The organism is Pseudomonas sp. Sample_22, assembly GCF_004307635.1.
Taxonomy (GTDB): domain Bacteria; phylum Pseudomonadota; class Gammaproteobacteria; order Pseudomonadales; family Pseudomonadaceae; genus Aquipseudomonas.
Map to the genome: position 1 here is coordinate 104,930 of NZ_RCNY01000085.1, position 15,874 is coordinate 120,803.

Sequence of the window (15,874 nt, forward strand, 5' to 3'; positions counted from 1 at the left end):
AGTGTTCATCGTGCATATCGCTGACATCACCATGTTTTACGCCCCTGCCAGCGGTGGCGTGCGCACTTATCTGGATGCAAAACATCATCGACTGTGTACAAGGCCCGGCACTCGCCACAGTTTGCTGGTCCCTGGCGCAGTTTTCAGTGAACAGGACGGTATCTATACCGTTCCGGCTCCTGCCCTGCCTTTCGGCAAGGGTTATCGATTCCCGCTGCGCCTGGCCCCCTGGCGCAATGTCCTGCACGACCTGCAACCCGAACTGATCGAGGTCGGCGATCCTTATCTCACTGCCTGGGCAGCCCTGGACGCACGCAGGCAACTGGATGTGCCAGTGATCGGTTTCTATCACTCGGACCTGCCATTGCTGGTCAGCAACCGCATGGGCAACTGGGTGACCACCAATGTCGAAGCCTACGTCAGCAAGCTTTACGGCAACTTCGACCGGGTTCTCGCGCCCAGTCAGGTGATGGCGGACAAGCTCACGGGTCTTGGGGTTCGAAACGTTTTTGTCCAACCCTTGGGCGTCGATTTGCAGACTTTCCATCCCGAAAAGCGCGATCCGGGCCTGCGGGTCGAATTGGGACTGGACGACAACACCCACCTGCTGATTTTTGCCGGTCGCGGTTCCAAGGAAAAGAACCTGCCGGTGCTGCTCCAGTGCATGAAACGCCTGGGCAGGCGTTACCACTTGCTGCTGGTCGGTTCGTCGATGCCGAGCACGGTGCCAGGCAATGTCACCGTCATTGATGAATTCTGTCCCGCCGCGCAGGTCGCGCGCCTGATGGCCAGTGCTGACGCGTTGCTGCATGCAGGCGATCAGGAAACCTTCGGCCTGGTCATTCTCGAAGCCATGGCCAGCGGCATTCCGGTGGTGGCGGTGGCGGCAGGGGCTTTTCAGGAAATTGTCACTGATCAATGCGGCCTGTTATGTGCACCGAACGATCCGCAGGCGATGGCCAACGCGGTGCGCGAACTGTTCGCCCAAAACAGTGCGGCCCTCGGCCGACAAGCGCGACTTCATGCCGAGCGACATTACGCCTGGGACACGGTGGTCAACAGTTTGCTGGGTCACTATCACGCCGTACTCGGCAGTCAATGGCCACGCGCGGCCAATGGTTGAGCCCATGAATACGCCCAGCCTGTTACTGGTCTTGCACGATGTGGCGCCACAAACCTGGGCCGACTACCAACCCTTTGTCGAAGCCGTGGACGCACTGGGTAACGTACCCATCACCTGGCTGGTGGTGCCGAACTACCACAGACACAACGATCTGCACGCCCATCCGGATTTTCGCCAGCGGCTTGCCGAACGACTCGAACGCGGCGATGAATTGGTGCTGCACGGCTATTTTCATTGCGATGACGGATCGCCGCTGAACTCTGCGCGAGACTGGTTCATGCGCCGGGTCTATACCCACGAAGGCGAGTTCTACAGCTTGTCCCGGGAGGCCGCCCTCGCCCGTTTGCATGAAGGCATTGCGATGTTTGATCGATACCATTGGCCGCTGAACGGTTTTGTCGCGCCGGCCTGGCTGATGAGTGAAGGCACGCGGCAAGCCTTGCGACAACTGCCTTTGAGTTATACCAGCGACCCTCAACACCTTTATCGACTACCGGATTTCACCACGGTCGACGCGCCCGGGTTGGTCTGGAGCGCACGCAGTGCCTGGCGTCGCGGTTTGTCCAAGCTCGTCAGCGATCAGCGCGAACAACGCTGGCGCCAGGCACCGGTGATTCGCCTGGGCCTGCACCCGGTCGACATGCGCCATGAATTCTCGCGCACCTACTGGCTGCAAACCCTCAAGCGCCTGCTGGCAGACGGACGATCGCCCATGACCAAGGCAAACTGGCTGGCCCTGCAAAGCCAGAACAGGGAGCGCGCCGCATGAGTCGCGGGATCCTGCTGGTGATCGGCCTGCTCGCTGCGGTGCTGATCCCGTGGCTTTTGGGTGGAAGCGAAACCTGGTCACGATTGAGTGCTTTTCCGCTGAGCGGATTATTGGTCATGTTCGGCATGATCCTGCTGTGCTGGGTGGTAAACACCCTGCGATTGCGCCTTTTATTGGGCGATCAGCGCCATAAGGTCAGCCCCGTCAAAAGCCTTGGCGTGGTCATGGCTGCCGAATTCGCTTATTGCGCCACGCCTGGCGGCAGCGGCGGCCCGCTCACTATCATGGCGCTGCTGGGACGCAACGGTGTGCGTCCGGCCAGAAGCAGTGCCGTGTTCGCCATGGACCAGTTGAGCGATTTGTTGTTTTTCCTCTGCGCACTCAGCGGGATTCTGATTTATGCGCTGTTTCAACACCTGAGCCAGCGCATGGAATGGCTGTTGATTGTCAGTGCCGTGTCGATGTTCGGCGGATTGATCAGTTGTGTGCTTGTGGCGCGGTATCACCGCTTGCTGATTCGCCTGAGCGGCCGGTTGCTGGCCCGCCTCAACGTGCAGCCCACCACCCGGATGCGTTGGGCGCGAAAGCTCCTGAGTTTTCTGGCGGCGTTTACTGACACACTGAAGCTGCCCTTGCAGACATTGATCACTGTGTTTGCCCTGACCTGCCTGCACTGGATTTTACGCTACAGCGTGCTGTATCTGGCGCTGCGCGGGCTCGGTGCAGACTTGCAATGGGCCTGGAGCTTTTTGATCCAGATGCTTTCGCTCAGTGCAGGTCAATTCAGCCTGTTGCCGGGCGGGGCCGGCGCGGCGGAACTGACGTCGGCGGCGCTGCTGGCGCCCATGGTGGGGAAATCCACCGCAGCGGCGGCGATTCTGATCTGGCGGGCAGTGACCTATTACTTCTATCTGCTGGTCGGTGGGCCGGTGTTCTTGCTGATGCTGGGGCGGCCGCTGCTCAAGAAGTTGATGAAACTCAAGCAGGCTTAGGCGGGTTGTCGGGCTCTTGCTGCAACTGCTCCCACAACTCGGCAGCGCCTGGAAACTCCGTTCCATCCTCCGGGCTCAGGTCGTCCGGGTCGTAACGGCTCAAACAACCTTCGCCCAAGGTGGCGGGCGCCTTGGAAGTGGCTTTGTCCAATGGATCGGCCATGGTCATGTCCTCATGCAGAAACGGCGAAGGGCCTGAAGCGATTGAACGCCCAGGCCCTTCGAATTTCAACCGGGTCGTGCGGTAAATCAGAACACGACGGTTTTATTGCCGTGCACCAACACCCGGTCTTCCAGGTGATAACGCAGACCGCGGGCCAGTACCATCTTCTCGACGTCACGGCCGAAACGCACCATGTCTTCAATGCTGTCGCTGTGGCTGACACGCACCACGTCCTGCTCGATGATCGGGCCGGCGTCCAGCTCTTCCGTCACGTAGTGGCAGGTCGCGCCGATCAGTTTCACGCCGCGCATCGAAGCCTGGTGATACGGCTTGGCACCGACGAACGACGGCAGGAAGCTGTGGTGAATGTTGATGACCTTGTGCGCATATTCACTGCACAACTCGGGCGGCAGGATTTGCATGTAACGGGCAAGGACCACCACTTCGGCATCGTGATGTTTCACCAGACGCGAAACCTCGGCGAAAGCCGGCTCCTTGTCCTGCGGGTTGACCGGCACGTGGTAGTAAGGAATGCCGTGCCACTCAACCATGCTGCGCAAGTCATCGTGGTTGGAAATCACACAAGCGATTTCGCAGTCCAGTTCATCGCTGTGCCAGCGATGGAGCAGGTCGGCGAGGCAGTGGGATTCGCGGCTGGCCATCAGTACCACGCGTTTCTTTTGCGCGGTATCGGTGATACGCCAGTCCATCGAGAATTCTTCGGCAATCGGCGCAAAAGCTTCGCGCAAGGCTTCGATACCGAAAGGCAGCGAGTCGGCACGAATCTCGTGACGCATGAAGAACCAGCCACTGAGATTGTCCGAGTGGTGGCTCGCTTCAGTGATCCAGCCGTTATGTGACGCCAGAAAGTTACTGACTTTAGCAACGATGCCGACGCGGTCGGGGCAGGAAATCACCAGCCGAAAAGTGCGCATGGGGGGAAAACTCCAGAACTTCGCAAAGGCGGCCATTCTAGCGATTGCGCAGCAAAACTGCAGTATTGATGACGTGCCGTGCTGTCAGATGGCAACCGACGCTGGGCCTGCCCGTGCACCTCGTTCGTCAAACGACAGTGCAGTAAGCCTTCCACAAGCACTCCTTTGTAAATATCTGTAGCCGAGCTTCAAACTATTTAACTGCATCGAAAATGTGCAGCGAATTGCGGACAATTTAATTAAATAAACCTGCTTTAATGTTTACTTGATGAAACACCCTGACTATTATTGCGGCACTGTCCCCCTGCCATCCTGCGCCACACATAAGGTAGTAATCATGTCCTTGATCAACGAATATCGCGCCACCGAAGAAGCTATCAAAGAGCTGCAAGCCCGTTTGAAGAATCTGTCCCAAGACGACAAACTGCAAACCGAGCTGGAATTTGAAGGCAAACTGCGCACCCTGATGGGCGAATACTCCAAGTCCCTGCGTGACATCATTGCTTTGCTGGACCCGGAATCCAAAACCAAGGCTCCACGTGGCGGCGCTGTGAAAACTACCGGCACCAAGCGTGCTCGCAAAGTTAAACAATACAAAAACCCGCACAACGGCGAAGTCATCGAAACCAAAGGTGGCAACCACAAGACTCTGAAAGAGTGGAAAGCCAAGTGGGGCGGTGACGTGGTTGAAGGCTGGGCTACCCTGCTGGGCTAAGCCGCCAGACCCGTCTGCGACAAAAAATAACGCCAGCCAATCGCTGGCGTTTTTTTATGCCTGGAGTTCAGGCTCCGGGTGTTTTCGATTTCAAAGATTCAAACGTGAGCGTAACCCGAGAACATGTTGCTGCCATTCGCCGAGTACCTGTTGCTGAAACGCTGTCGCAGTAACAGCCATTTGGGCTGCGGCCTCGGAGAAACTATCCAGGGTATTGGGGGCGCCCCACTCAGGGTCCGACAAGCGCTTCTGACAAAATAGTCTCCAGCGCTCTTGCTCTTCAAGATTCAGCGTTTGCGGAAAGTTGCGTGCGCGATATCGAAACAATAATTCAGGCAAACGTTCATCATCGAAAGGCCATTGAGCTTGTGCTAATTGAGCCGGGTCGGCAGAACGTACTTGTTCACATAGACGCCGATCACGGTCACCGATAAAACCATCGTATAACTGTTGTTCAGGGTCCAGGCTGACAGAAAAATCCTCACGGGCATAAATTGCCGCAACTTTATCCAGCCAGACTTGCTGCGCGTCACTTAGTCGCACCGTACGCTGCTGATACAACGGCATATCCAGGCCAAGACGTTGCTGATCTTCATGACGAAGTACCGACAACGGCGCCACTACCGGGCATTTATTGATGTGAATGAGCTTGAGCGGAACCGGCAACTCGCCCTCGGCCAGATCATCGCGGCGGGTATAGAGGCGCTGGCGCAACGTGTCAGCATCCAGATCGAGCAAACCCTGGGGGTCAAGATGCAGGTCGCAGACTATCAGCGCATTCTTGTTGCGTGGATGCCAGGCCAGCGGTAACACCACCCCCACAAAGTTGCGTGCCGCTGAAAAGCGCCCGGAAATGTGTACCATCGGTTGCAACAGGCGAATCTGGTCCAGCACCTTTTGTTTGCTGCGCAACTTGAACAGCCATTCATAGAGCTTCGGCTGTTTTTCCCGGATCAACCGCGCCAAAGCGATCGTCGCGCGCACATCCGACAGCGCTTCGTGGGCATTGCCGTGATCGATGCCGTTGGCGGCGGTCAGACGCTCAAGCTTGAGTGTCACCCGCCCCTCATCGTCTGTTGGCCAGACAATACCGTCGGGACGCAAGGCATATGCTGCGCGCACCACATCGATCAAATCCCAGCGACTGTTGCCGCCCTGCCACTCCCGTGCGTACGGGTCGAAAAAATTGCGGTACAGGCTGTAGCGGGTCATTTCGTCGTCGAAGCGCAAGGTGTTGTACCCGGCTCCACACGTGCCCGGCGCAGCCAACTGGGCGTGCACGCGGGTCATGAAGTCGGCTTCGCTCAACCCCAGCGTGGCCAGGTTTCCAGGCGTAATGCCGGTGATCGCGCAGGCTGCCGGGTGCGGCAGGATGTCGTCGCTGGGCTGGCAATAGAGATTGACCGGCTCGTCTATTTCATTGAGATCGAAGTCAGTACGCAGCCCCGCCATTTGAAGGGGGCGGTCGCAACGGGGGTTGATGCCCGTCGTTTCATAGTCGTACCAGAAGATAGAGGTCACAGGCGTTTCCCGAACTGAAGATCGACGAAGTCTAGGCGTTCACGTCCCGCCCCGGCCAGTAATCTTGTGATTCAAACACTCCTGGTTACTCAAACCGCAATACATAGTTATGTCGTTTTCCCCAGTGAGGCTGCTAGCATCGGGGAACGAGACAATCCCGATCAGGCCACATCATCAGGTTGCCCATGCTCGAGACCACAGCACTGCCAAGGAAAGCGACGCTGTCCCCGCCACTGGATACGCGATATCAAGTTGAAACGCCTGAAGGCATCGACTTGCCTCTGCGACCCGCCGGGCTGATGGTGCGTGCGCTGGCGTTCGCCATCGACCTGGCACTGCGCGGCGTGATCCTCGGCGTGGTGTTCATTGTCGTGGCGATACTCGGAAAACTCGGCGCCGGCCTGGGCTCGCTGCTGATCTTTGGCGTGAGCTGGTGGTACATGGTGCTGTTCGAGGTCCTTAACCAGGGCCGCTCACCGGGCAAGCAATGGATGGGAGTGCGCGTGGTTCAAGACGATGGCACACCGATTGGCTGGTCCGCGTCGCTGTTGCGCAACCTGCTGCGGTTTGTCGATTTGTTGCCTTTCGGCTACTTCCTCGGGGCAATCAGTTGCCTGCAGCATCCCGGCTTCAAACGCCTCGGCGATGTGGCGGCCGGCACGTTGGTGATCTACCGTGAACAGCCGCTCACACGTCCCCAGCTACCGCCAGCCCAACCGCGCCGCCCGGCAATAACCCTGAGCCTGAGCGAACAACGCGCCATCCTCGGATTCGCCGAACGCCAGGCCGAACTCTCGCCTGCGAGGGTCAATGAGCTCGCCGCGATCCTGGCGCAACCGTTGCAGGTTCCAGCGCCACAAGCCGTGGCTGAACTCAACGGCATCGCTCGCGGTTTGTTGGGCCCGGCATGAAGCAAAGCCTTTTCGAACATCGGCACATGGCCGAATGGGAGCAGTTTTCCCTCACGCTGCAACGTCTGGAACGGGACAGGAAGGCCGACGGAGTCGGCGATTTCCCGGCTGACTATCGTCGTCTCTGCCAACATCTGGCACTGGCTCGGGAGCGCGGCTACAGCAGTTTCCTGATCGATTCGTTGCAACAACAGGTCCTGCGCGGACACCAACAACTGTATCGCCATCGCAGCCACCTGGGGGCCAATGTACTGGCATTCATCCTCGCCGGATTCCCCCGCCTGGTCCGTGAGCAATGGCGCTTCGTGCTTGCCGCCAGCCTGCTGTTTTTCGGCAGCCTGATCGGCATTGCGCTACTGGTGTACCTGATCCCGGACCTGATCTACAACCTGATCCCGGCCGAGCAGGTCAGCGAAATGCAAAACATGTACGACCCCGAAGCCGGTCATCTCGGGCGCTCGGCGGAACGCGCGGCCAGTGAAGACTGGGTGATGTTCGGCTACTACATCATGCATAACATCGGCATCGCCTTTCAGACCTTCGCCAGTGGTTTGCTGTTTGGCCTGGGCAGCGCGTTCTTCCTGCTCTTCAACGGCTTGATGATCGGCGCGGTGGCCGGACATCTGACGCACATCGGCTACGGGCAAACGTTCTGGTCCTTCGTGATTGGCCACGGCGCCTTCGAATTGACCGCCATCGCCCTCGCCGGGGCGGCCGGCCTGCAACTGGGCTGGGCATTGATTGCGCCGGGGCGCCTGCCCCGCTCGGAAGCCTTGCGCCTGGCGGCACGCAAGAGCGTGTTGCTGATTTGCGGGGTGATGCTGTTCCTGCTGATTGCGGCGTTCATCGAGGCCTATTGGTCGTCGATGACGGCAGCAACGCCCATGACCAAATACCTGGTGGGCGCGCTGCTCTGGCTGTCGGTCACGGTTTATCTGCTGTTTGCCGGACGGGTCCGCCATGCGCCTGAGTGACGCCAGTGTGGTGATCCGCCCGCGCCCGACCTGGGAAGCCATGGACCTGGGCGTGCTGTTGAGCCAGCGCCATCGACGTCTGCTGATGATCAGTTGGGCGATCATCACCTTGCCGGTTTTTGCCCTGCTGAGCGGCTTGCTGTGGGAGTCGCCATCCCTTGCCGTGTTCATTTTCTGGTGGCTGAAGCCGGCTTTCGAACGCCTGCCGCTGTACATCCTGTCCAAAGCCATATTTGGCGAAACACCCACCCTCAAACAAGCCCTTTGCCAATGGCCGCGGCTGCTCAAGCCGCAATTGCTGGCCAGCCTGACCTGGCGACGCTTTGGCATGAGCCGCAGCTTTCTGTTACCGGTGGTGCAACTCGAAGGCCTGAGCGCCGAAGCGAGACAGCAGCGCATTCAGGTGCTGTTGCAGCGCGATGCCGGTGCGGCACGGTGGCTGACGCTGATTGGCGTGCATTTGGAAACTGCACTGTGGATCGGCCTTATGGTGCTGTTCTATCTGCTGTTGCCGCAACAGGTCGCACTCGACTGGAGCTGGCAATCGCTGATCGCCGCCGCCACCCAGGACTGGCGCTGGCTGGAGCATCTGACCAATGCCTTCTACGCCCTGGTGCTGGTGGTGTGGGAACCGATCTATGTAGCTTGCGGCTTCAGCCTCTACCTCAACCGCCGTACTGTATTGGAAGCCTGGGATATCGAACTGGTGTTCCGCCGTATGCGCCAGCGCTTGAACAGCGCTGCCATCGCGGTTTTGCTGGCAGTGATCCTGTTGCTCCCGACTGGACACGATGCCTGGGCCGACGCTGCGGTGGCAACGCCTGACAGTCCGCGCTTGCTGGAACAACCGCTGACCAGTCAGGCGTCCCGCGACAGCATCAAGGCGATCCTTGAGCAGCCGCCGTTCAAGAACAAGGAAACGGTGATCCGTTATCGCTTTGGCGACGACATCGACAGTGCCGAAAAACCGGCTGACAACAACACGCCAGCCTGGTTGAAGGCACTGTTCGGGTTGTTTGACAGTCAGCGTTTCGGCGCACTGGCCACGCTGATCGAAGCCTTGCTGTGGGGCATCGTGGCCGCCGCCATTGGCTTGTTGATCTGGCATTACCGCGACCTGTTGCAGGCGTTTGTCAGCCGTCGTCCGAGCCTAGGCAAAAAAACCACGCGACCGACACCGCAACAGGCGTTCGGCCTGGATCTTGGCCGTGACACCTTGCCCGCCGACGTCGCCACCAGTGCCGAAAACCTCTGGCAGAGCCATCCCCGAGAAGCGCTGGGATTGCTCTACCGCGCCCTCCTCAGCCACCTGCTGCACGATTACGACATCGCGCTGAAAGCTGCCGACACCGAAGGCCAGGTGCTGGAACGCATCGAACAACTGCAACAACCGGCGTTGTTGGCCTTCAGCAAAAAACTGACCGGGCATTGGCAGAACATGGCTTACGGGCATCGCTTGCCCGCCGCGCATTTGCAGCATGAATTGTGTGATGGCTGGCGAGCATTGTTCGGCCCTGGAGCCGCGCATTGAACCGGCGCGGGTGGCTGATCACGTTCGGCATAGTCGTCGCGGTGCTGCTGGTCGCGCTGAGCGTGTACCTGTATTTCAAGGCCACGCCCTATCCGGCAGAAATCGATCATGGTCCATCGCCCGAGGCACAGGCCAATCCTTATCTGGCCGCCGAGCACTTTCTGCGCAAACAAGGCCTGGTCGTCGGCCATGCCAATAGCCTCGACGTTCTGCCGAGCCTGGAGCCGCATCAACACAGCCTGTTGTTACTGGGCGATCGCTACAACATGACGCCACGGCAGATTGATCAATTGATGAACTGGACCCGGGCCGGAGGGCGCCTGTTGTTCGTCGCCCAGTCGCTGTGGGATGAAAAGGCCGGGCAAAGCAATGATTTGTTGCTCGACCGGGTACAACTGCATCAGTCCCTGAGCAAGGACCTCAAGGACCCGCCGCCGGCCGATGGCGAAAAAGATCCTTATCCGCAACTGACCAAGCTCTACCTGGAAAACGAAGACGCCCCGGCGTATGCCGGCTTCGACACGGCCTTCCATCTCGAAGACCCGAAGAATCTCGCCCAGGCCTGGGCCAACAGCGGCAAGGCCACGCACATGATGCAACTCAACCACGGGCTCGGCTCGATCATTGTGGTGACCGACGCCGACTTGTGGAAAACCCCGGCAATCGATCAGTACGACAACGCCTGGCTGTTGTGGTACCTGACCGCGGATACCGATGTGACCCTGTTGTTCAACACCGATCACGACAGTTTATGGACCTTGTTGCTGCGTTATTTCCCCCAGGCGCTGGTTGCCTTGCTTGCGCTGATTGCCCTGGGGCTCTGGCATGTCGGTGTGCGCCATGGGCCATTGCAGGAACCGGCACCGAAAGCGCGCCGACAATTGCTCGAGCACCTGCGTGCCAGTGCCGATTTCATGTTGCGACGCAACGGTCAGCAGAGCCTGCTGCAAACGCTGCAACAAGACATTCTGCGCCGGGTCCGACGACGCCATCCAGGCTATGACCAACTCGGCGTTGCCGAACAATGGCTGCTGCTCTCACGCCTGACCGGCCAGCCCACACGTGCTATCAGCCAGGCCATGAGCCCACGGAAGAAGCAGCGACTTTCCAGTGCAGAATTCAGCCGCCAGGTCGCCCATCTGCAAACCTTGAGGAACGCGTTATGAGTGAACCGATCGAGCCCGACGCACCCAGCCATGCCGCTCAACAACGACAGCGCGCCAGCCAGTTGGCTCAGGCGATACGCGTCGAACTGCAAAAAGCCGTAATCGGCCAGGACAGCGTTATTGACGATGTGCTCACGGCGCTGATTGCCGGGGGGCACGTGTTGCTCGAAGGCGTGCCGGGGCTGGGCAAGACCTTGCTGGTGCGGGCGCTGGCACGCTGTTTCGGTGGGGAATTCGCGCGTATTCAGTTCACCCCTGACTTGATGCCCAGCGACGTCACCGGCCATGCGGTGTACGACCTTCAGACCGAGCAGTTCAAACTGCGCAAAGGGCCGCTGTTCACCAACCTGCTGCTGGCCGACGAGATCAATCGTGCCCCGGCGAAAACCCAGGCCGCACTGCTTGAGGCCATGCAGGAACGGCAAGTCACGCTTGAAGGCCGCGCCCTGCCGATCGCGCAACCGTTCATGGTGCTTGCCACGCAAAACCCCATCGAACAGGAAGGCACTTACCCGTTACCGGAAGCCGAGCTGGATCGCTTCATGCTCAAGGTGCGCATGGACTACCCCGACGCCGAACAGGAGTTGAACATGGTGCGTCAGGTCAGCCGTTCGACCCGCGCCGACATGCTCGATGTGCAACCGCTGCGCACGGTGCTGCAAGCCAAGGACGTGCTGGCGCTGCAACGCATCGCCAGCGACTTGCCACTGGACGACCAGGTGCTCGACTACGCCGTCCGCGTGGCCCGCACCAGCCGCAGCTGGCCGGGCCTGACCCTTGGCGCCGGGCCTCGGGCTTCCATCGCGCTGGTGCGCTGCGCCAGGGCTCGGGCCTTGTTGCGCGGCGGCGAATTCGTGATTCCGGATGACATAAAAGGTTGTGCCCTGGCGGTGCTGCGCCATCGCGTGCGCATCGCCCCGGAGCTGGATATCGAGGGTCTGGAGGTCGATCAGGTGTTGCGACAATTACTCGACCAAGTTCCGGCGCCGCGCCTGTGAAACCAAGTCGCCTGCTGTTGCTATGGCTGGGTGTGCTGCTGGCCATCGGCATCGTGCTGGGCGCGTTGCAGGCGCTGGATGTTGCGTTGCCGGCATCTGTGTCGCGAATCAACTGGGGCCTGCTGCTGGCGCTACTGGCCCTGGCGTTGCTCGATGCCATTCGCCTCAAGCGACTGCCCTCCCCACGGATCACACGACAGATGCCCGGCAGCCTGGCACTCGGTCGCTGGAGCGAAGTGCGACTGACGGTCGAACACGACTTCGCCCAACCGCTGGACATACGCCTGTTCGACCACGTGCCGCCAGGCCTGTGCTTCGAAAACCTGCCATTGGCGGTGGCGCTGCAACCCGGCCTGCAAAGTGTTATGGCTTATCGTCTGCGTCCGGTCAGCCGCGGCCACTTCAGTTTCGAACGCTGCGAAGTCAACCTGCCTGGCCCCCTGGGCCTGTGGTCAGACAAACGCCTGCTGAAGCTGACCGATCACACCCGTGTCTATCCCGACTTCGCCCGCCTCTACGGCGGTCAACTGTTGGCGGTGGATAACTGGCTGAGCCAACTCGGCGTGCGCCAGCGACAACGCCGGGGGCTGGGTCTGGAGTTTCATCAGTTGCGCGAATTTCGCGAGGGCGACAGCCTGCGCCAGATCGACTGGAAAGCCACCGCCCGGCAGCGCACCCCGATTGCCCGGGAATACCAGGACGAGCGCGACCAACAAATCATCTTCATGCTCGACTGCGGCCGCCGCATGCGCAGTCAGGATGATGAGTTGTCGCACTTCGATCACGCGCTCAACGCCTGCCTGCTGCTCAGTTATGTCGCATTGCGCCAGGGTGATGCGGTCGGTCTCAGTACGTTCGCCAGCGACACACCGCGCTACCTCGCACCGGTCAAAGGCACCGGGCAACTCAACACGTTGCTCAACAGCGTGTATGACCTGAACAGCTGCCAACGCAGTGCCGACTATCAAGTCGCCGCCACGCAATTGCTGGCGCGGCAAAAACGCCGTGCGCTGGTGGTGCTGCTGACCAATCTGCGCGATGAGGACGATGAAGAATTGCTGACGGCCGTCAAACGCCTGGGCCAACAGCATCGCGTGCTGATCGCCAGTTTGCGCGAAGACCTGCTCGATAACCTGCGCGAAACACCGGTGCAGACCTTGCCCGAAGCCCTGGCTTATTGCGGCACGGTGAACTATTTGAATGCACGGGCTGAACTTCACGAACGGTTGAGCGCTCATGGCGTGCCAGTGCTGGATACGCGGCCGGGGCAATTGGGGACGCAATTGGTGACGCAATATTTGAGCTGGAAGCGTGGCGGCAGCACCTAGGCGCAAAAGACCGCCGTCAGCGATCTTTTGCTTTATCAGGCCGAGGCCGGCAGCGGCAGAAAACTGAAATACTGCCTTAACGCCTCCACCAGTTGCCCATATTCAGGCGGTGCCCGCTGCAGACTGAACCCGGCGTCATAGTGGTGAGGCGTCGCGTCTTCGTGGCACCACAAGCAACACGCCCGCAAGTCAATGACCTGCTGGATGCCGCCGCTGGCGGGGATTTTAAGGCGCAGTTCAAAGTCAGCACCGATCATCATCGGCAACTGACTGATGAGCATCAGTCCATCTTCGGAGACATTGCCCAGAAAACCGATGGGCTTGTCCGTAATGCTGTTGAACACTTTCAGGAAATACGGCAGTTGATGCCGCTCGATCCGGCGGTCAGTAAACATGCTGAATTCGCTACGCAAGGCCCTTAAGCAGAGCCGCACTAATGCTTCGGAACGGACCTGCCGGTGGAACTGAAGTGGCAAGACGGCCCGCTCTCCCCGATCCTGGTGCGACAGTCAATAAACCGCTATCGCTTACTCCTGCCAATCACAGGTGTCACGATGGTTTAGAGAGAACGCTCTAAACCGGTCTATTCGACTATAGCTCACCACCGCCGGTCGGCCAGCTATTGAATGACAACCTGCATCAGAACTGCGTCGGGCGTACCGCCGCGGCACTGCGGGTCGGGTAATGGCCCAGGCTCTGCAAGGTTTCCAGGCGGGCGCGGGCGCGATAGGCGTATTCGCTTTGCGGATACGAGGCGATGATGAATTGGTAAGTCTGGGCCGCATCGATAAACATCTTTTGCCGTTCCAGGCACTGGCCGCGCATCATCGACACTTCCGGCCATACATAAGGCCGCGCCCGGCTGGCGCGCTCGACTTTGGACAATTCGAGCATGACTTGCTCGCAATTGCCCCGCTCATAGGCACTGTAGGCAAGATTCAAATGATGGTTCATCGAGAAACGGGTGCAGCCCGTGACACTGAGGACACTGATGGCAAGGGCGGCAATGAGCACGAATCGCATGGGGGGATCTCCTGTCTTGAACGCTGTATCGACCCGTGAGCGGAAATCTTCAGGCTGCCAGGCGCAAAGTTGTCCGGTTCAATAAAGAAAGCGATAAGTAGTGCAAACGAACAATGACTACAACTTCGCAGCATAGTAGCCTCACCCAGCGCTTGAACTCAGGAGTCTTTGCATGTCCGTCCGTCGTACCAAAATCGTCGCTACCCTTGGCCCGGCCAGTAACTCGCCGGAAGTTCTCGAACAGCTGATTCTGGCTGGCCTGGACGTCGCCCGTCTGAACTTCTCCCACGGCACCCCCGACGAGCATAAGGCTCGCGCCAAGCTGGTGCGTGACCTGGCAGCCAAGCACGGTCGCTTCGTCGCCCTGCTGGGTGACCTGCAAGGCCCGAAAATCCGTATCGCCAAATTCGCCAACAAGAAGATCGAGCTGAAGATCGGTGATCAATTCACCTTCTCCACCAGCCATCCTCTTACCGAAGGCAACCAGCAAGTGGTCGGCATCGACTACCCGGACCTGGTCAAGGACTGTGGCGTGGGCGACGAGCTGCTGCTCGATGACGGTCGCGTGGTGATGCGCGTCGATACCGCCACGGCCACCGAACTGAACTGCACCGTGACCATCGGCGGCCCGCTGTCCGATCACAAAGGCATCAACCGTCGCGGTGGCGGCCTGACTGCCCCGGCCCTGACGGAAAAAGACAAGGCTGACATCAAGCTCGCTGCGGAAATGCAAGTCGACTACCTCGCGGTGTCCTTCCCGCGTGACGCCGCCGACATGGAATACGCCCGTCAACTGCGCGACGAAGCTGGCGGCACCGCCTGGCTGGTGGCGAAGATCGAACGCGCCGAAGCCGTGGCCGACGACGAAACCCTCGATGGCCTGATCAAGGCATCCGACGCCGTGATGGTGGCCCGTGGTGACCTGGGTGTGGAAATCGGCGACGCCGAGCTGGTGGGCATTCAGAAGAAAATCATTCTGCACGCACGCCGCCACAACAAGGCCGTGATCGTCGCGACCCAGATGATGGAGTCGATGATCCAGAACCCGATGCCGACCCGCGCCGAAGTGTCCGACGTAGCCAACGCCGTGCTGGACTACACCGACGCCGTAATGTTGTCGGCTGAAAGTGCTGCCGGCCTGTATCCGCTCGAAGCGGTACAAGCGATGGCGCGCATCTGTGTCGGCGCTGAAAAGCATCCGACCAGCAAGACCTCCAGCCACCGCATCGGCAAGGAATTCACCCGCTGCGACGAAAGCATTGCGCTGGCGACCATGTACACCGCCAACCACTTCCCGGGCGTGAAGGCGATCATCGCATTGACCGAAAGTGGTTATACCCCGCTGATCATGTCGCGCATCCGTTCCTCGGTGCCGATCTACGCGTTCACCCCGCACCGCGAAGCCCAGGCCCGCGCGGCGATGTTCCGTGGCGTGTACACCATCCCGTTCGATCCGGCTTCGCTGGCACCGAACGAAGTCAGCCAGAAGGCGATCGACGAGCTGGTCAAACGCGGCGTCGTGGAAAAAGGCGACTGGGTCATCCTGACCAAGGGCGACAGCTACCACACCACCGGTGGCACCAACGGCATGAAGATCCTGCACGTTGGCGACCCGATGGTCTGAGTGACCGAGCGCTGAAAAACAAAAGCCCCGCCATGTGAATGGCGGGGCTTTTTGTTTGCTGATCCAAAGGTTGAGTTGTCAGGGCTGGCGATGGAGCCGGT

Annotated in this window: 16 protein-coding genes; 11 read left to right on the forward strand and 5 right to left on the reverse strand. The window is 59.7% G+C overall.

Annotated elements, in window-relative coordinates:
* Position 1 precedes the first annotated feature (1 nt).
* The 3 genes from D8U73_RS23440 to D8U73_RS23450 are packed head-to-tail and all read left to right on the forward strand — an operon-like array spanning position 2 to position 2,884.
* A complete protein-coding gene (locus D8U73_RS23440; RefSeq protein ID WP_130905904.1) occupies positions 2-1,123 on the forward strand; it encodes a glycosyltransferase family 1 protein in 1,122 nt (373 codons plus the stop codon).
* Positions 1,116-1,892, forward strand: coding sequence for a polysaccharide deacetylase family protein (locus tag D8U73_RS23445; protein WP_130905905.1), 777 nt, complete (start codon positions 1,116-1,118; stop codon positions 1,890-1,892). Before D8U73_RS23440 ends, D8U73_RS23445 begins: the two co-directional genes overlap by 8 nt.
* Entirely contained in the window at positions 1,889-2,884 is a 996-nt protein-coding gene (locus D8U73_RS23450; RefSeq protein WP_130905906.1) for a lysylphosphatidylglycerol synthase transmembrane domain-containing protein, read from the forward strand. The genes D8U73_RS23445 and D8U73_RS23450 overlap by 4 nt, the downstream gene beginning before the upstream one ends.
* Here the strand turns inward: D8U73_RS23450 and D8U73_RS29260 are convergent.
* A complete protein-coding gene (locus D8U73_RS29260; RefSeq protein WP_177336551.1) occupies positions 2,871-3,047 on the reverse strand; it encodes a hypothetical protein in 177 nt (58 codons plus the stop codon). The genes D8U73_RS23450 and D8U73_RS29260 overlap by 14 nt on opposite strands.
* 86 nt (positions 3,048-3,133) lie before the next feature.
* Positions 3,134-3,982, reverse strand: coding sequence for a formyltetrahydrofolate deformylase (gene purU, locus D8U73_RS23455; RefSeq protein WP_056852683.1), 849 nt, complete (start codon positions 3,980-3,982; stop codon positions 3,134-3,136).
* A gap of 337 nt (positions 3,983-4,319) precedes the next feature.
* Between purU and mvaT the strand changes: the two genes are divergently transcribed.
* Positions 4,320-4,697, forward strand: a complete 378-nt coding sequence (gene mvaT / locus D8U73_RS23465; RefSeq protein WP_007933316.1) for a histone-like nucleoid-structuring protein MvaT — start codon at positions 4,320-4,322, stop codon at positions 4,695-4,697.
* Positions 4,698-4,787: 90 nt separating this feature from the next.
* On the opposite strand, the gene sbcB is transcribed toward mvaT, so the two are convergent.
* The gene (sbcB, locus tag D8U73_RS23470; RefSeq protein WP_130905908.1) at positions 4,788-6,218 is read right to left on the reverse strand and encodes an exodeoxyribonuclease I; all 1,431 of its coding nucleotides are present in this window, start codon (positions 6,216-6,218) and stop codon (positions 4,788-4,790) included.
* Positions 6,219-6,403: 185 nt separating this feature from the next.
* Between sbcB and D8U73_RS23475 the strand changes: the two genes are divergently transcribed.
* The 6 genes from D8U73_RS23475 to D8U73_RS23500 are packed head-to-tail and all read left to right on the forward strand — an operon-like array spanning position 6,404 to position 13,126.
* Entirely contained in the window at positions 6,404-7,129 is a 726-nt protein-coding gene (locus tag D8U73_RS23475; protein ID WP_130905909.1) for an RDD family protein, read from the forward strand.
* Positions 7,126-8,103 (forward strand): stage II sporulation protein M, encoded by a 978-nt coding sequence (locus D8U73_RS23480; protein ID WP_130905910.1) that lies wholly within the window; start codon positions 7,126-7,128, stop codon positions 8,101-8,103. The genes D8U73_RS23475 and D8U73_RS23480 overlap by 4 nt, the downstream gene beginning before the upstream one ends.
* A complete protein-coding gene (locus D8U73_RS23485) occupies positions 8,090-9,634 on the forward strand; it encodes a DUF4129 domain-containing protein (RefSeq protein WP_130905911.1) in 1,545 nt (514 codons plus the stop codon). The genes D8U73_RS23480 and D8U73_RS23485 overlap by 14 nt, the downstream gene beginning before the upstream one ends.
* Complete coding sequence (locus tag D8U73_RS23490) at positions 9,631-10,800, forward strand: DUF4350 domain-containing protein (protein ID WP_130905912.1); 1,170 nt, start codon at positions 9,631-9,633, stop codon at positions 10,798-10,800. The genes D8U73_RS23485 and D8U73_RS23490 overlap by 4 nt, the downstream gene beginning before the upstream one ends.
* Positions 10,797-11,798: a MoxR family ATPase gene (locus D8U73_RS23495; protein ID WP_056852689.1), complete on the forward strand. Its 1,002-nt coding sequence runs from the start codon at positions 10,797-10,799 to the stop codon at positions 11,796-11,798. Before D8U73_RS23490 ends, D8U73_RS23495 begins: the two co-directional genes overlap by 4 nt.
* The gene (locus D8U73_RS23500; protein ID WP_130905913.1) at positions 11,795-13,126 is read left to right on the forward strand and encodes a DUF58 domain-containing protein; all 1,332 of its coding nucleotides are present in this window, start codon (positions 11,795-11,797) and stop codon (positions 13,124-13,126) included. The genes D8U73_RS23495 and D8U73_RS23500 overlap by 4 nt, the downstream gene beginning before the upstream one ends.
* 35 nt (positions 13,127-13,161) lie before the next feature.
* Here the strand turns inward: D8U73_RS23500 and D8U73_RS23505 are convergent, their stop codons facing one another.
* Both D8U73_RS23505 and D8U73_RS23510 read right to left on the reverse strand, forming a co-directional pair.
* Positions 13,162-13,521, reverse strand: coding sequence for a PilZ domain-containing protein (locus D8U73_RS23505; protein WP_056852691.1), 360 nt, complete (start codon positions 13,519-13,521; stop codon positions 13,162-13,164).
* Between the two features lie 244 nt (positions 13,522-13,765).
* On the reverse strand, positions 13,766-14,149 hold the full coding sequence (locus D8U73_RS23510) for a tetratricopeptide repeat protein (RefSeq protein ID WP_130905914.1): 384 nt from the start codon (positions 14,147-14,149) through the stop codon (positions 13,766-13,768).
* Between the two features lie 172 nt (positions 14,150-14,321).
* Here D8U73_RS23510 and pyk point away from each other — a divergent pair, with 172 nt between their 5' ends.
* Positions 14,322-15,773 (forward strand): pyruvate kinase, encoded by a 1,452-nt coding sequence (gene pyk / locus D8U73_RS23515; protein ID WP_056852693.1) that lies wholly within the window; start codon positions 14,322-14,324, stop codon positions 15,771-15,773.
* The last annotated feature ends 101 nt before the right edge of the window (positions 15,774-15,874 follow it).

What these genes read in the sequence shown, in the direction of transcription:
- D8U73_RS23445 (WP_130905905.1), top strand. Translation starts at nt 1,116, where the DNA reads ATGGTTGAGCCCATGAATACGCCCAGCCTGTTACTGGTCTTGCACGAT.
- D8U73_RS23450 (WP_130905906.1), top strand. Translation starts at nt 1,889, where the DNA reads ATGAGTCGCGGGATCCTGCTGGTGATCGGCCTGCTCGCTGCGGTGCTG.
- D8U73_RS29260 (WP_177336551.1), bottom strand. Translation starts at nt 3,047, where the DNA reads ATGGCCGATCCATTGGACAAAGCCACTTCCAAGGCGCCCGCCACCTTG.
- purU (WP_056852683.1), bottom strand. Translation starts at nt 3,982, where the DNA reads ATGCGCACTTTTCGGCTGGTGATTTCCTGCCCCGACCGCGTCGGCATC.
- mvaT (WP_007933316.1), top strand. Translation starts at nt 4,320, where the DNA reads ATGTCCTTGATCAACGAATATCGCGCCACCGAAGAAGCTATCAAAGAG.
- D8U73_RS23475 (WP_130905909.1), top strand. Translation starts at nt 6,404, where the DNA reads ATGCTCGAGACCACAGCACTGCCAAGGAAAGCGACGCTGTCCCCGCCA.
- D8U73_RS23480 (WP_130905910.1), top strand. Translation starts at nt 7,126, where the DNA reads ATGAAGCAAAGCCTTTTCGAACATCGGCACATGGCCGAATGGGAGCAG.
- D8U73_RS23485 (WP_130905911.1), top strand. Translation starts at nt 8,090, where the DNA reads ATGCGCCTGAGTGACGCCAGTGTGGTGATCCGCCCGCGCCCGACCTGG.
- D8U73_RS23495 (WP_056852689.1), top strand. Translation starts at nt 10,797, where the DNA reads ATGAGTGAACCGATCGAGCCCGACGCACCCAGCCATGCCGCTCAACAA.
- D8U73_RS23505 (WP_056852691.1), bottom strand. Translation starts at nt 13,521, where the DNA reads ATGTTTACTGACCGCCGGATCGAGCGGCATCAACTGCCGTATTTCCTG.
- D8U73_RS23510 (WP_130905914.1), bottom strand. Translation starts at nt 14,149, where the DNA reads ATGCGATTCGTGCTCATTGCCGCCCTTGCCATCAGTGTCCTCAGTGTC.
- pyk (WP_056852693.1), top strand. Translation starts at nt 14,322, where the DNA reads ATGTCCGTCCGTCGTACCAAAATCGTCGCTACCCTTGGCCCGGCCAGT.